The sequence below is a fragment of the Candidatus Accumulibacter vicinus genome (assembly GCF_000584955.1).
GTDB lineage: Bacteria > Pseudomonadota > Gammaproteobacteria > Burkholderiales > Rhodocyclaceae > Accumulibacter > Accumulibacter vicinus.
On the sequence record NZ_JDSS02000037.1, the window covers coordinates 214,840 to 229,556 of the forward strand.

At 60.8% G+C, this 14,717-nt stretch carries 14 protein-coding genes; 6 read left to right on the top strand and 8 right to left on the bottom strand.

The window, feature by feature from the left end; all coding sequences use genetic code 11:
* From CAPSK01_RS16800 to CAPSK01_RS16825, 6 genes are all read left to right on the top strand, one after another.
* The coding region (locus CAPSK01_RS16800) for a hypothetical protein (protein ID WP_273703894.1) at positions 1–362 on the top strand (362 nt) is incomplete at its 5' end.
* 134 nt (positions 363–496) lie between these two features.
* Positions 497–1,213, top strand: coding sequence for a PEP-CTERM sorting domain-containing protein (locus CAPSK01_RS16805; protein ID WP_034929268.1), 717 nt, complete (start codon positions 497–499; stop codon positions 1,211–1,213).
* A gap of 130 nt (positions 1,214–1,343) precedes the next feature.
* On the top strand, positions 1,344–2,897 hold the full coding sequence (locus CAPSK01_RS16810) for an MraY family glycosyltransferase (RefSeq protein WP_273703895.1): 1,554 nt from the start codon (positions 1,344–1,346) through the stop codon (positions 2,895–2,897).
* 6 nt (positions 2,898–2,903) lie between these two features.
* A complete protein-coding gene (locus CAPSK01_RS16815) occupies positions 2,904–3,344 on the top strand; it encodes a low molecular weight protein-tyrosine-phosphatase (protein ID WP_034929271.1) in 441 nt (146 codons plus the stop codon).
* Between the two features lie 58 nt (positions 3,345–3,402).
* On the top strand, positions 3,403–4,602 hold the full coding sequence (locus tag CAPSK01_RS16820; RefSeq protein ID WP_034929274.1) for a polysaccharide export protein: 1,200 nt from the start codon (positions 3,403–3,405) through the stop codon (positions 4,600–4,602).
* Positions 4,603–4,775: 173 nt separating this feature from the next.
* Positions 4,776–6,980, top strand: a complete 2,205-nt coding sequence (locus CAPSK01_RS16825; RefSeq protein WP_273703896.1) for a polysaccharide biosynthesis tyrosine autokinase — start codon at positions 4,776–4,778, stop codon at positions 6,978–6,980.
* Between the two features lie 20 nt (positions 6,981–7,000).
* Here CAPSK01_RS16825 and rlmB read toward each other — a convergent pair whose 3' ends face one another.
* From rlmB to CAPSK01_RS16865, 8 genes are all read right to left on the bottom strand, one after another.
* A complete protein-coding gene (gene rlmB / locus CAPSK01_RS16830; protein ID WP_034929520.1) occupies positions 7,001–7,756 on the bottom strand; it encodes a 23S rRNA (guanosine(2251)-2'-O)-methyltransferase RlmB in 756 nt (251 codons plus the stop codon).
* Positions 7,757–7,823: 67 nt separating this feature from the next.
* Positions 7,824–8,891, bottom strand: coding sequence for a carboxysome shell carbonic anhydrase domain-containg protein (locus CAPSK01_RS16835; RefSeq protein WP_034929277.1), 1,068 nt, complete (start codon positions 8,889–8,891; stop codon positions 7,824–7,826).
* Between the two features lie 15 nt (positions 8,892–8,906).
* Positions 8,907–10,196, bottom strand: a complete 1,290-nt coding sequence (locus CAPSK01_RS16840; RefSeq protein WP_034929279.1) for a GTP-binding protein — start codon at positions 10,194–10,196, stop codon at positions 8,907–8,909.
* The gene (gene cysD / locus CAPSK01_RS16845; protein ID WP_034929282.1) at positions 10,196–11,125 is read right to left on the bottom strand and encodes a sulfate adenylyltransferase subunit CysD; all 930 of its coding nucleotides are present in this window, start codon (positions 11,123–11,125) and stop codon (positions 10,196–10,198) included. The genes CAPSK01_RS16840 and cysD overlap by 1 nt, the downstream gene beginning before the upstream one ends.
* A complete protein-coding gene (locus CAPSK01_RS16850; RefSeq protein ID WP_034929285.1) occupies positions 11,122–11,868 on the bottom strand; it encodes a phosphoadenylyl-sulfate reductase in 747 nt (248 codons plus the stop codon). The genes cysD and CAPSK01_RS16850 overlap by 4 nt, the downstream gene beginning before the upstream one ends.
* Positions 11,865–12,386 (bottom strand): DUF934 domain-containing protein, encoded by a 522-nt coding sequence (locus tag CAPSK01_RS16855; RefSeq protein WP_034929287.1) that lies wholly within the window; start codon positions 12,384–12,386, stop codon positions 11,865–11,867. The genes CAPSK01_RS16850 and CAPSK01_RS16855 overlap by 4 nt, the downstream gene beginning before the upstream one ends.
* Complete coding sequence (locus CAPSK01_RS16860) at positions 12,379–14,088, bottom strand: nitrite/sulfite reductase (RefSeq protein WP_034929290.1); 1,710 nt, start codon at positions 14,086–14,088, stop codon at positions 12,379–12,381. Before CAPSK01_RS16860 ends, CAPSK01_RS16855 begins: the two co-directional genes overlap by 8 nt.
* A gap of 52 nt (positions 14,089–14,140) precedes the next feature.
* Positions 14,141–14,717: sulfite exporter TauE/SafE family protein (locus CAPSK01_RS16865; RefSeq protein WP_034929292.1), on the bottom strand; the 577-nt coding region annotated here is incomplete at its 5' end.

Here is a 14,717-nt window from a genome sequence, read left to right on the forward strand (position 1 = left end):
CTTCGCATCCATCAAGCCTTGCGGCACATCCGTTTCCAGGCGATAGCACCCGTCGAGTAGAGCGTCTTGCGCTTTGGCCTCCTCGAATGACGGGTTCGTTCAGTGTGAGGGTGACAAACGCAGCGAGTTTGTGGCGTTTGGCCCAGCGCTGCAAGGCAGCCAGGCCGGTTGCCGCGTTGGCGCGCCTGGAGTTCTGGACGAAGGCGTTACGTTCGGTGATCTTCAACCGCCGGGAATACGGTGCTGTGGCGCCGAGAGATGTCGACTTTTTTTACACATGGCTGCTTGCGGTGAGCAAAAACAGGCTAGTAAATATGACAACTCATCAATACCGGGCTGTTTATAAGAAGCTTTTGATTTAATGGCCATACATAGCATGAATATTGCTTTGCTTTCGTGGCGAATTGCTATGATATAAAAAAGAAATGTTCCGCATTACGGTTGTCTGGCAGAGGGGTCAGGCAATGTTACTTCACGAGTTTTTCTAGGAGCTACCATGATGAATCTGAAATCGACTTTTGGCCCGGCACTTTCCATCGCTGGTCTCGCTGCGGGGCTCTTGGTTGCTGCGCCGGCAACGGCTGGCATCAAGGGACAGATGATCCTCGATCTGACCGAGGGATGCTTCTCTTATGGAGCCGCCGGGGCGCCTGGGTGTTCCAATCCGGACACGGCTTTCAAAGAGTACGCCACTGGCAAGTACAAGTTCGTCGATACTCTGCTCGCCCCGTTGGGCGGTTTGCCGGCCGGGCTGGGGCCTCTTTCGTTAAAGCCATATAGCTACCAGGCATTTGCCAAACTTGAAGCTGGTGCCGATCCGGCGCTACCCCCTGACACCATGATTTTCGATGTGACCAGGTCGTGGCCAAACTACACGGCGTTGTCAAGCGATCCGGTCATGCGCCTGGGGCTGTCGATCCTGGCCGCGGTCATGGGTAGTAACCCCGGGTCTTACCTGTTCGATCCCAACCCATCCGTGACCGGCGATGAGTTCTCCATCCATTGGAAATTGAATACTGCGGACGAAACCTTCGCCGCGTGGTCCGAGCAGGACTTGAACTGGCTGGCGCCCGTATTGGGCCAGCCGAGGCTTCCTGCCGACGTCAGCTTCAAAATGCACCTCCAGCTCAATGCCATTCCCGAACCTGCCTCGCTGGCACTTTTGGGCATCGGTCTCATTGGTCTGCTCTTCGGCGGTCGTCGCCTGACCTGACGCCTTTCAAACTCCTCGGCGCGACAGCAGAGCCAGCAAGGGTTCTGCTTGTGTAGAGACGGGTGAAATGATGAGCGTGTGATCCGCCTCGGCGGAGGCGGGATCTTGGCAGTAAACTGTGGAGGTGGCCATGGAATTGGCCGTTCTATTTGGCGTCTGTCTGTTGATATCCGGTGCGGCAATCCGGCTGAGTGCTGTGCTCGCCAGTCGTCTGGGGATCATGGATCAACCCGGCGGGCATAAGCAGCATGAAACCAGCACACCATTCGTTGGTGGTTTTGGCGTGCTCGCCGTTCTCATGAGCGTACCACTGCTGGACGACTGGCTTTTCGGGGATTTCAGCTGGTCTCCCTTGCCCGTGCTGCCTGGGCTTCTTGTCGGCGCCGTGGCCATCTTTCTGACCGGTCTTGCCGACGACATCTGGGGCCTCGGCTTCAAGCCCCGTTTGATTATTCAAGCCCTGGTTGCTCTATCGATGGTTCTGATCGGCGGTGTCGAACTGAGATCACTGGGAGAAATTTTGCCAGGGGGGCCTGTCGATCTGGGTTGGCTGGCCATCCCCATGGCAATTTTCTCGACCATCGGCTTGATCAACGCCCTCAACATGATTGATGGCATTGATGGTTTGTCGGGCTCGGTGAGCTTGGTCAGTCTGGCGCTTGTCGCCATGCTTGCCCATAGTGGTAACAGCGCTGGATATGTCTTTTTGATCATTGCCCTGATGGGTGGTATCGGGGGTTTCCTCTATTACAATCTGCGCTACCCTGGGAACCCCCGGGCGCGAGTCTTTCTCGGGGACAACGGGAGCATGCTGCTGGGTTTCCTGTTTGCCTGGTTGTTCATTGTGCTGTCACAGGGAGGAGAGGACCAAGAGCCCGTGATGACCCCGGTAACTGCCTTGTGGCTGTTCGCATTGCCGCTGATGGATACCGTAGGGGTCATGATTCGCCGCATCTGGCAGGGCAAGTCACCGTTTCGCCCCGACCGCCACCATCTGCACCACCTCTTCGTTTGCGCTGATTATCGCGTTTGCGACGTGGTTGCGTTGGCTGTTACCATCCAGCTGCTCTTTGGACTGATCGGTATCAGTGGTCTATTGTTTGACGTGCCGGAGTATCTGATGTTCTGGTTGTTCATCGGCGTATGCGGCGCATATTTCCTGGCGATTCTGCGGCCAAGTCGGATCGTGCCCTGGCTACGGTCGATCAACGGCTGGTTCGGCCTGCCGTCGGTGAAGGTGCGCGGCATCTTTATTGGCTATCTGCGCAAGGAGAGATGTCGGGAGGTGCTTGGCGTAATTTCAGAAGGGCTTGGCAGCGACTATGATTACCAGGTGAGTATTCATCAGATGACCACATCAAGTCGCGAAGAACGCCGAGTCTACTGTGTGGTGCACATTCCCACCGAAGGCAATGATCAGTTGATTGGCAGAATCCAGCGCGATGCGCTGCGTATCAAAAGGCGTCTCGCCAAACAGCGGGGTATCGATGTGAGGCTGTTCATCTCTCGCAATGCCGAGAACGACGTTCGTTCCGCCTACATTGCCATGACCGGAGGAGGCAGCCGGCGTGCCGATCGCCGCTGCGCGCAGAGCACTTTGATATACTCGAAAGAGTGCGGCCAACGCATGGTCCGGGGCGAGGGCGTGGGCTTCGAATTCAGCGTCCCGCCCGGGGGTGGATGACTTCAAATGTTCAACAGGATTCTCACCGTCTGTACCGGCAACATCTGCCGCAGCCCGGCAGCAGAATTTCTTCTGCGTCAACGCATCGAGAAGGCCGGCAAGCGGATTGAGGCGCGCTCGGCAGGCATCGGTGCGTTGGTCAATCATCCAGCGGCAGAGGCGACCTGCGCAATGATGCACGCGCGTGGTGTGGATCTCAGTGCTCACCGTGCCAGTCAGCTCACTCGCGAGCGGCTCCGCTGGGCCGAACTGGTGCTGGTGATGGAAACACACCACCGGGACGCCGTGCTGGCGATGGACCCGACAGCGCGTGGCAAGACCTTCCTGCTCGGGCACTGGACGAAAACGGAGATTCCCGACCCGTATCGGCGTGGAGAGGAAGCGCACGCCGAGGCACTGCAGCTGATCGAGGAAGCACTCGAGCCCTGGGTCAGCAAGCTGGTTTGAACGGCTTGATCGGCCGTCCGTTCGCGGGAGTGTAAGATATCAAGATATGAGCTTCAGCATGAATGTGTCTCCGGTTCCTCTGGCCAGGAGCCGCCAGATCCTGACGTGTCTCGCCGTGGGTACGCTGGCGGGCTGCATGATCATTCCTGGCAATCAGGCGTACAGTCACCGCGATGAGTCGGATGTAAGGCTACCGATACAGCAGGGGGATACGCTGGTTCCCGCCAACGTCAAAATCAAGCCGATCACTGCTGAACTGATCATCGACCTTTTCAAGGCGGCCCGGCCGCCAGTCGGCGACGGGACCAGCTCTGCCAAGGCGGCGGAAAAGAACAATCCTCGCCCGTCAAGCGATAAACCTGCGGCCGTGCCCGAATACCGACTTGGTCCCGGTGACATCATCTCGATCATTGTCTGGGACCATCCGGAGCTGACCATCCCCGCCGGCAGCTTTCGTACGGCCGAACAAGCCGGCACCGTAGTCGCCGAAGACGGGACGATTTTCTTTCCCTACGTCGGCGTCATCAAGGTTCAGGGCAAGACGACCAGCGAGGTCAGGTCGATTCTGTCGACCAGACTGGCCAAGTACATCGAGAAGGTTCAGCTCGACGTGCGCATGGTGGCATTCCGCAGCCAGCAGGTGTACGTCGTTGGTGAAGTGCTCAAACCGGGGATACAACAGGTGACCGACATTCCGATGACCGTCCTCGATGCGGTCAATCGAGCCGGGGGCTTCACGCCCGATGCGGATTTCAGTCGTGTGCTGCTGACGCGGCGGGGTACGACTTATCTGGTCGATATTCAGGCAATGTATGATTACGGTCTCAGCGAGCAGAATGCACTGCTTGAGCAGGGCGACATTGTCAACGTCGCTGACCGTAGCTATAACAAGGTGTTTGTGCTTGGCGAAGTTGCCAAGCCGGGTTCGTTGGTGATGAACAAGAAACGTTCGACACTTGCGGAAGCGCTCAGCGATTCCGGTTACATCAATCAGACGACCGCCGATCCACGCTGGGTCTATGTCATGCGCGGCAACAGCGATACGCCAGAGTTGTTCCATCTCAATGCCAGTCTGCCGGATGCGATGCTGCTCGCCGACCGCTTCCCGCTACGGCCTCGCGACATCATTTACGTCGACACGGCACCGATTGTCCGCTGGCAGCGCGTGATCGCCAACATACTGCCGACGGCACAGATGCTCAATCTGACCAGTCAGACCTATTTCCCACTTTTCGGTGGCCGACAACCGTCGCGCTAAACCTGAAGCGGGCCCGCTTTTCCGATCCCAGTCTGGCCAGGTGCGCCGATTGCGAGGGTCTGGCGGCTCACCATGCCTAACCGCCAAGCCCGTTGTCGGGCGGCTGCAACTACGGATGATCAATGGATAACGACCAGTCAAGACCCGCTGCCAGTGCGAAGACTGTTCCCGGCATGAACGCAGCCGCAACGCAGGCGCTGCCGCAGATTTCTTCCGAAGAGGCGGAGGAAGGCCTGGCGCTTGGCGAGATCATTGCCGTATTGATCGACTACCGCTGGCTGATTGCGACGATCAGTCTGCTGGCAGTGGCCATTGGTCTGGCCTGGTTGCTGGTGGTCAAGCCGGTGTACCGGGCAGATGGTTTGTTGCAGGTCGAGGAAAAAAGCTCCGGGGTCGGCTCGCTGAAAGCCCTGCAACCACTGCTGGGTGACGATACGACGGTTTCTGCCGAGATCGAAATCCTGAGTTCTCGGATGGTCCTCGGACGGGTGGTGGCCAAGCTCAAGCTCGACATCATTGCCAAGCCGAGAACATTACCTCTGCTTGGCAGCGCGGTTGCCAAGCGTTACGAGGGCGACGAGCCCAATTCGCCATGGCTGGGCCTCTCCAGCTTCGCCTGGGGGGGGGAGCGTATTCAGGTCGATTCGCTCGATGTCCCGCGGGTGCAACTTGACCAGCTACATACCCTGATCGCCGGCGAGGGCGGGGCATTTGAAGTTTTCGACGAGGATGATCAGCTGGTTCTCAAAGGCAAGGCCGGGATGCGCGCCAGTAACCAGGACTACGCGATTTTTGTTGCGGACCTGAAGGCACGGCCGGGTACGCAGTTTTGGCTCATAAAGCTTTCTGCGGAAACGGCGATTGACGATCTGCGTCGCAACTACTCGGTCAAGGAACGCGGCAAGAAGTCGGGAGTCCTCGAACTGAGCCTGCTCGGGCAGGACCCGGCCGAGATCGGTCTGGTCCTCGACGACATCCAGAACACCTATGTTCGCCAGAATGTCGAACGACGATCAGCCGAAGCCGAGAAAACCCTGAAGTTCCTCGAAACCCAGCTCCCTGCGCTGAAAACGCAACTGGACAGCGCCGAAGCGGCTTACAACAACTACCGTCAGAGTCGCGGCTCTCTCGATCTGAACCTCGAAACACAGGCGATCCTGAAGTCGCTGGTTGACGTCGAAAATGCCGCGGTGCTGCTCAAGCAGGAGCGGGACGAACTGCGTCAGCACTTCAAACCGGAGCACCCGCGGATCGAAGCGATGGACAACAAGCTGCAGCGGCTCAATGAACGCCGCAAGCAGTTCGACGCCGAGGTTGCGCGCTTGCCCGATACCCAGCAGACCGTTCTGCGCCTTGCTCGTGATGTCGAGGTTTCCAACCGGTTGTATACCGAGTTGCTCAACACCGCTCAGCAGTTGCGGGTTTCCAAAGCCGGCACCGTTGGCGACGTGCGCGTCATCGACGTCGCTGCGGTCGCCCGCAAACCGGTTGGCGCCGGTCCGGTCGCCATTCTGAGCATTGCATTGCTGCTCGGCCTGTTGATCAGCATGCTGGTAATCTGGGTGTTGCGCTCGCTGCGCGTGGTCGTCGAAGACCCTGAGATCATCGAATCACAACTGGGTCTGCCGGTGTACGCGACAGTGCCGCACAGCAAGGCCGAGGTCGAATTGCATCGCCACGGGCGTGGTGGCACGGGCGGACTGCTGGCGGTTGTCTATCCGGAGGAAGACGCGGTGGAGAGCCTGCGCGGACTGCGCACAACGCTTCATTTCGCGCTCCTCGACGCGCAGCGCAACTCCTTGCTGATTACCGGATCGAGTCCGGGTCTGGGCAAGAGCTTCGTTTCCAAGAACCTGGGCGCCGTCCTTGCGCAGCTTGATAAACGCGTCGTGATCGTCGACGCCGACCTGCGCCGGGGGCACCTTCACAAGGAATTCGACATCGAGCGTTCGCCTGGATTGTCCGAGTATGTGGCCGGACAGGCCTCGCTTGAAGAAATCCTCAAGCCCACGGTGTTGCCCACACTGCGGGTGGTCGCGACCGGGCAGATTCCGCCCAATCCCTCCGAGTTGCTGATGCATCCGCGTTTTGAGGTACTGCTGGCCGCACTCGCGGCGAACTTCGATACGGTGATCGTCGATGCACCGCCGGTGCTCGCCGTCTCCGATGCGGCGATCATTGGACGTCATGTCGGAGCGACGCTGATGATCGCCCGAGCAGGAAAACACCCGATTCGCGAACTCGAACAAGCAGTCAAACGGCTCAATCAGGCGGGTGTGCAGGTCAAGGGCTTCGTTTTCAACGACCTCAATGTCAGCCGCCAGAATTATCGTTATGGCTACAAGGGCTACGTCTATCGTTACTCGTACAAGACCTGAGAGACGGGAGTAGTGGTGGGCTACTTCCTGCCGGTTTGCTGGCGGGCTCGCCGCCGCGCCTCGTAAAGGCAGACGCCGGTGGCCACCGAGACATTGAGACTGGTCACCGATCCAAGCATCGGGATGCGTACCAGTTGATCGCAGGTTTCCCGAGTCAGGCGGCGCAGGCCGTCGCCTTCGGCACCCAGTACCCAGGCGCAGGCCACCGGCCACTGCGCGCCATAGAGATCTTCTTTCGCCTCGTCATCGGTACCGATCACCCAGATTTCGCGTTCCTTGAGTTCACGCAGGGTGCGAGCCAGATTGGTAACCGTGATGTACGGTACGGTTTCGGCAGCTCCACTGGCCACTTTGACGGCTGTTTGGGTCAGGCCGACAGCACGGTCCTTGGGTGCGATTACTGCGTGCGCACCGACGGCATCAGCGACGCGCAGGCAGGCCCCGAGATTGTGCGGATCCTGAATGCCGTCGAGAACCAGCAGGAAAGCCGGCTCTTCGAGCGTATCGAGCACATCGTCCAGCGCTAACTGGCGTCGAATGGCATCGACGCTGGCGATGACCCCCTGGTGCCTGGCGCCGGGAGCAATCGCTGCAAGGCGGGCAGACTCGACCGGCAGTATCCGTACCTTGGCGAACTCCGCGTGGCCAAGCAGATCACGCAGACGCGCGTCGTGGCGACCCGCATCGACATAGATCTCGCGCACCGCACCTGGATCGTGGCGCAGTTTGGCAAGAACCGAATGGAAGCCGAAAATCAGATGGGTGTGGAGGGACATGATGAGGGTCAAGGCAGAAGGGAGTCGGCGGAAGAGGATGGGGTTTTCCTGGCGCCTTGAACCTCCCTTACGCGATCGTTTCCAGGGTTCGTGAGCGCCAGTCGAGGACGGCGGTGCGGATGGTCATCTGCTCGCTGAGATGGGGAAACTCGGCACGAATGACATCGGCGGCGAAAGTCGAGAGGAATCGCGACTTGAGTTCGGCGCGTGCGCGGTCCACTCCGATTTCATCGTAGGGCACCGAGGCCAGCAGCAGAAAACCGTCGTCCGGGATGCGACCGGCCTGCATATTGGCTTCAATGATGCCGGCCGCGCGGCGGATCGGGACATCCAGATTCGGGCTGTAAGGGCCGATGATCAGGGCGATGTTGGGCGTGTGCAGGAAGTCGAAGCCTCGGCCGAGACAGATCATCCACTCGCGGTGTTCGATGTCGAGCAGACGTTCGTTACGGCGAATCTGCGCGCGTACGTCTTCGATATGGGCCAGGTTGCCATACAGCAGTGGCAGCAGGTCGGCGCGCATGCGCGCCGGCATGTCCGGCAGCAGGGCGGCGAAGCGCAGTTCGAGGGTTGCCCGGTCACTTGAAGTCAAGGTTGCCAGGTCGAGTTTGTCGCCGGCGGTGCCGTGGATGACCAGCGCATCCTCGTCGGTTTCGAAACCACAAACCAGCGGATAGACGGTGCCGTGGTCGCTTCCGAAAATGTGTTCGACCTGGTGGCGAATTTCGTAGGTGTGTGCGATCGCCGCTGCCGTGTCGTACTGGAAACCGGCGCAGCCGCGCTTGGGGTCGCCTTGCGAGTAGTGGTAGGTGACCAGGACCACGACATGCCGGCCGGCACCGACGACGCGTTGTACGTGGTGTGCAAGGACCTCCCCAAGATGTGGCCAGCCAAGGTCAAAAATGCCACCGAGGTTGCGGAAGGGCATCAGGATTCCCACCGGAGTGTTGGTGGCGACGGGAATGTTGATGCGGCCGTCCATGCACTTGAGGACGGCGATCGCGGTTGGGTGCTCGGCCAGATAACGTTCCCGGGCCAGCCAGGCTTCCGGGCTGCGAAAAATCGTGCTGTGGCGGTCGGCAAGGCCGAACAGCCAGTCGATGCGTTCCGCGATGGGTTTGCCGTGAATGTCCATGGTCGGTACGGATGGTCAGACGATCATGCCGGCGCCGACGGTATTGTTCGATGACTCGTCGATGACGATGAAAGCGCCGGTCCCACGGCTTTCCGCATAGGGGTCGGCGAAGATCGGTTGTGCCAGCCTGAAGCTGACGCGCGCGATGTCGTTCATCTCCAGTCGCTCGGCCGTCTCGTGCTGCATGCTGTTGATGTCCACGCGGAAGACGATGCCGGCGAGGATGGCTTTGCTGTCGCGGGTGGTGTGGCGGAGCAGGTACTTGCGGCGTGGATCAAGCGGCGACTCCGACAGCCAGCAGAGCATCGCGTCGATCTGCTTGGCGACCTTCGGCAATTCACCGCTCTTGACGATCATGTCGCCACGCGAGATGTCGATCTCGTCTTCGAGCAGAATCGTCACCGACTGTTCGGCCACGGCCCGGTCAAGCGATTCGCCGAGCACCTGGATGTCCTTGACGCGCGTTTCCCGCCCGGAAGGCAGCACCGTAACCACATCACCAACGACCAGTTCGCCCGATTCGACACGGCCCATGAAGCCACGATAATCGTGCAGTTCCGGGTTGGCGGAATCCTGTGGGCGGCAGACGTACTGCACCGGAAAGCGGAATTTTTCGGCGTGGGCGCTGTGGATGGCCAGCGCACTCTCGAGAATCTCGAGCAGCGTCGGACCGTCGTACCAGTCGAGGCGCTCGCCGCGCTCGACGATCATGTCGCCCTGCAGCGCCGACATCGGGATGAAGCGTACGTCGGTCAGACCCAGCCCCGCAGCAAATCCCTGATAGTCGCTGCGGATCTGCGCGAAGGTTGCGGGTGAGTAGTCGACGAGATCCATTTTGTTGACCGCCACGACGATATGCGGAATGCCGAGCAGATGTGCCAGATAGGAGTGGCGGCGGGTTTGCGTCAACACCCCCTTGCGGGCGTCGATGAGGATGATGGCCAGGTCGGCAGTCGATGCAGCGGTGACCATGTTGCGCGTGTATTGCTCGTGGCCGGGGGCGTCGGCGATGATGTACTTGCGCGTACCGGTGGTGAAGTAGCGATAGGCCACGTCGATGGTGATTCCCTGTTCGCGCTCGGCCTGCAGGCCGTCAGTCAGCAGCGACAGGTCGACGACATCGAGGCCGCGTTTTGCCGAAGTCCGCTGGATGGCATGCAGGGTATCGGCGAGAATGGTCTTGCTGTCGAACAGCAGGCGGCCGATCAGCGTACTCTTGCCGTCGTCAACGCTGCCGCAGGTCAGAAAGCGCAGCAGGCCGTTGTCGGGAACGGCGGCGGTGGGCAGTCTTTCCATCGCAGACATCAGAAATATCCTTCCTTTTTGCGTTGTTCCATGGAAGCATCCGAGGTCTGGTCGTCGAGGCGGGTCGCGCCGCGCTCGGTGATCGTCGTGATGGCCGTTTCGGCAATGATCCTGGCGACGCTGTCGGCGTCGGATTCCACTGGCGCGGTGCAGGTGATGTCGCCGACGGTGCGAAAGCGCACCATCAGGTTTTCGATCGTTTCGCCGGGTCTCGCCGGCGTCACTTCGGTGACCGGCAGCAGGCCACCGCCGCGGCGCACCAGCGGCCGGCAATGCGCAAAGTAGATCGACGGCAGCGCGAGCTGTTCGCGTTCGATGTACTGCCAGACGTCGAGCTCGGTCCAGTTCGAGATCGGGAAGACGCGCATGTTCTCGCCCTTGAAGCTGCGTGCGTTGTAGAGATCCCAGAGTTCGGGTCGCTGGTTCTTGGGATCCCACTGACCAAATTCGTCCCGGAACGAAAAGATGCGCTCCTTGGCACGGGCCTTTTCCTCGTCGCGACGCGCTCCACCGATACAGGCGTCGAAGCCGAATTCCTCGATCGCTTCAAGCAGCGTCACCGACTGATGCTTGTTGCGCGGTTCATCGGGTGACTTGAGGACAACCGTGCCACGTGCCATTGAGTCCTCGACCGAGCGGACGATCAGCCGCTCGCCGAGTTCGCGCGCGCGCCAGTCGCGAAAGTCGGTGACCTCCCGGTAGTTGTGGCCGGTGTCGATGTGTAGCAGCGGAAACGGAAAGCGGCCCGGGCGGAAAGCCTTTTCAGCGATACGCAGCATGCAGATCGAGTCCTTGCCGCCGGAGAAGAGCAGTACTGGATTGCTGCACTGGCCGGCAACCTCGCGCATGATGTGAATGGCCTCGGATTCCAGCCAGTCGAGATGAGATAGCTTGACCTGAGTGAGTTGCGAGAGCGTTGCTGTGCTCATGATTGCCTTTCGGGAAGCTGGGTGCGCTTGACGTGTAGGCCACATTCCCTGGATTCCGGGTTTTCCCACCACCAGCGGCCGGCGCGGATATCCTCTCCAGGCGTGATCGGCCGTGTACAAGGCGCACAGCCAATGCTCGGGTAGAAACGGTCGTGCAGGACATTATAGGGGACCTCGTTGAGCTTGAGGTAAGCCCATACCTCGCGTTCACTCCAGTCGACGAGCGGGTTGAACTTGGTCAGGCCACCGTTGGCGGTGTCGACACTGCGGATCGGCAAGCCATCACGGGTTGGCGCCTGCTGCGCGCGCAGGCCGGTGATCCAGGCTTTCCGGCCAGTCAGCGCGCGCTGCAGCGGCTCGACCTTGCGCACCAGACAGCAACCCTTGCGCAGTTCGACCGACTCGTAGAAGGCGTTGATCCCGTTCGCGTAAGTGTAGGCCTCGACGAGATCATGGCGCGGATAGTAGAGGTGAAGCGCCAGGCCATAGTGCTTTCTGACCTGAGCGATCAGATCGTAGGTTTCCACCGGCAGGCGGCCGGTATCGAGCGAGAAGATCTCGATCTCGGGGACTTCGCGGACGATCAGATCGGTCAGCACCATGTCTTCGGCACCGAGACTGCTGGCGAAAGCAGCCGGCGAAAAGTCGTCGGCGATCTCGTGCAGCAGCGCGCTGGCTGCATCGACGCGGGCAGCCAGCGCGTCGAGGAGCACCGGGTCGTCGAGGTTGAGCCGGTTGTTCATGTCGGTTCCTGTACTGGGCGTCTTTGGAACAGTGGCTGCGGTTGGTCGACCGCCGCCTGATAGGCCTCGCTGAAAACCGACAAGCCGGCCAGCGCCTTCTCCATGTCCTTGTCGGCCCGCAGCGCGTAGGCGTCGATGCCGCAGCGTTGCATGTAGAAGAGCTGGTCCTGAAGGACGTCGCCGAGGGCGCGGATCTCACCGCCGTAGCCATAGCGTTCGCGCAGCAGGCGGGCGCTGGAGTAGCTGCGCCCATCGGTGAACTTCGGAAAATTGACGCCGATCACCGTGAAACGGTCGATGTCGCCGGCCAGCGCTTCCGGACCTTCGTGGCTGTCGAGCCAGACGCCAAGGGGCGCGGCGCGGGCAATGATTTCGTCGCGGCGGGCCTGCCAGACCGACAGCGGCAGCAGCACCGGTGCAGCGGGCAGCGGCACCGTATCCGGCGTTTCACCTGCGGCGAGGGCGAGCACCTGCCAGTCGTCCTCGACGATTTGTCTGTTCTTGATGATCCTAGGCATTGACGACCTCCTTTTCCCGGCTATCGACCTTGGCGGTTCTGCGCCGATCTCGACCGGCGTAAGCGCGGGCCTTGAACGGATCGATGCCGATGCGCTGCAAGGTGTCGATGAAACGCTCGCTGTCGGTCCGGTTTTCCAGATAAACGGCGATCAGCGCCTCGATGACCGAGGGGACCTCCTGGGCGTAGAACGAGGGGCCGATGACCTTGCCGATCGCCGCAGCATTGCCTTGCTGGCCGCCAATCGTGATCTGGTACCATTCCTCGTCGTTCTTGTCGACGCCGAGGATGCCGATATTGGCGACATGGTGGTGGCCGCAGGAATTCATGCAACCCGAAATGTTCAGCGAGATGTCGCCGATGTCGTGGAGGTAGTCGAGGTCGTCGAATTTCTGGTGGACCGCCTCGGCAATCGGGGTCGAGCGCGCGTTGGCGAGCGCGCAGAGGTCGCCGCCGGGGCAGCAGATCATGTCGGTCAGGAGGCCGATGTTGGCGGTCGTCAGGCGATGGCTGCGGGCGATCTGCCAGAGTTCGTGGAGATCGCGCTGGCGGACGTCGGCAAGGACCAGGTTCTGTTCATGGCTGACGCGTACTTCGCCGAAACTGAAACGTTCTGCAAGATCGGCAACGGCCCGCATCTGCGCGTCGCTGATGTCACCAGGAGCGACCCCAGGCGCTTTCAGCGAAAGGGTGACGGCGGCATAGCCTGGCGTCTTGTGGGCATGCACACAGCGCCTGACCCAGTGGGCAAAGGCCCGGTCTGTCCTGATCCGGGCGGCGTGCAGCGGGTCTTCTGCCGGCAACGTTTCCCAGGCTGGTGGGTTGAAATGCCCGGCAAGGCGCGCGAACTCGGCGTCTGGCACGGTCGTCGGACCATCCTTGAGCTGCGACCACTCGGCTTCGACCTGACGGCTGAATTCCTCGATGCCGAGCGCCTGCACGAGAATCTTGATGCGCGCTTTGTACATGTTGTCGCGACGACCATAGCGGTTATACAGGCGCAGGATGGCGTCCAGGTACGAGAGCAGATGCCGGCGCGGCAGGAATTCGCGAACCACTTTGCCGAGGATCGGCGTGCGGCCGAGGCCACCGCCGACAAATACCCGGAAACCGATTTCGCCGTCGTCATCGAGGACGAGGTCGAGACCGATGTCGTGCGCACGAATCACGGCCCGATCTACGGCCGCGGCATTGACCGCAATCTTGAACTTGCGTGGCAGAAAAGCGAATTCCGGGTGGAAGGTCGACCATTGTCGCAACAGTTCGCAGTAGGGGCGCGGGTCGGTCAGTTCGTCGGGGGCGATCCCGGCGAAATGGTCGCTGGTGATGTTGCGCACACAATTGCCCGAGGTTTGTACGGCGTGCATTTGCACGCTCGCCAGTTCAGCGAGGATTGCCGGGGTTTCCTCGAACTGCGGCCAGTTGAGCTGCATGTTCTGGCGCGTTGTGAAGTGCCCGACAGCGCGGTCGTAGCGGCGCGAGATTTCGGCCAGTTTGCGCAGTTGTGCGGCGGCGAGCATGCCGTAGGGGATGGCGATCCGCAACATCGGCCCGTGTCGCTGAATGTAGAGGCCGTTCTGCAGGCGTAGGGGACGCAACTCGTCGGTCGTGAGCTCGCCGGCCAGATGACGGCTGATCTGGTCACGATACTGGGTGACGCGTTCGTTGATGATCTGTTGGTCAGTCTTGTCGTAGCGATACATTGCGCTCGTTCCTTGGGTCAAATGAGGCGCTAGTCAGCGCCAGCGCTGCGGCCTAGTGGGCAATCAGCTTGCTGCCGATGAGCACCAGCATGCCGGCAAGAATCGGACGCAGAATGCGGTCCGGTACTTTCGCCGAAGCGTGGCTGCCGAGCCAGATGCCGGGCAGCGATCCGAGCAGCAGACTGCCGAGCAGTGACCAATCGACGCTGCCGATCAGCCAGTGACCGAGGCCGGCAAGCAGCGTTAGCGGCACCGCGTGGGCAACGTCGCTGCCGATGATGCGGATCGCCGGCAGCCTGGGGTAGAGGTAGAACAGTACGGCGACGCCGAGCGCGCCGGCACCGACCGAGGAGATGGTCACCAGCACCCCGAGCAGGGCGCCGAAGGCTATCGTGATCGGTGTCCGCAATTGCGTGTGTGCGACATCGTCGGCTTGCGCCAGTGCCTGCTGTTGCAGCTGGTTGCGAAAGATGATCGCGGCCGCGGTCAGCAGCAGGGCAACCCCGAGCGAGACCGAAATGATCTGCGAGACGGCTGCGCTCTGCTTGGGCAGGAACGACAAGGCCCAGATCGTCAGCAGCGCTGCCGGCATGCTGCCGCTCGCCAGCAGCCGCGTGATGCGCCAGTCG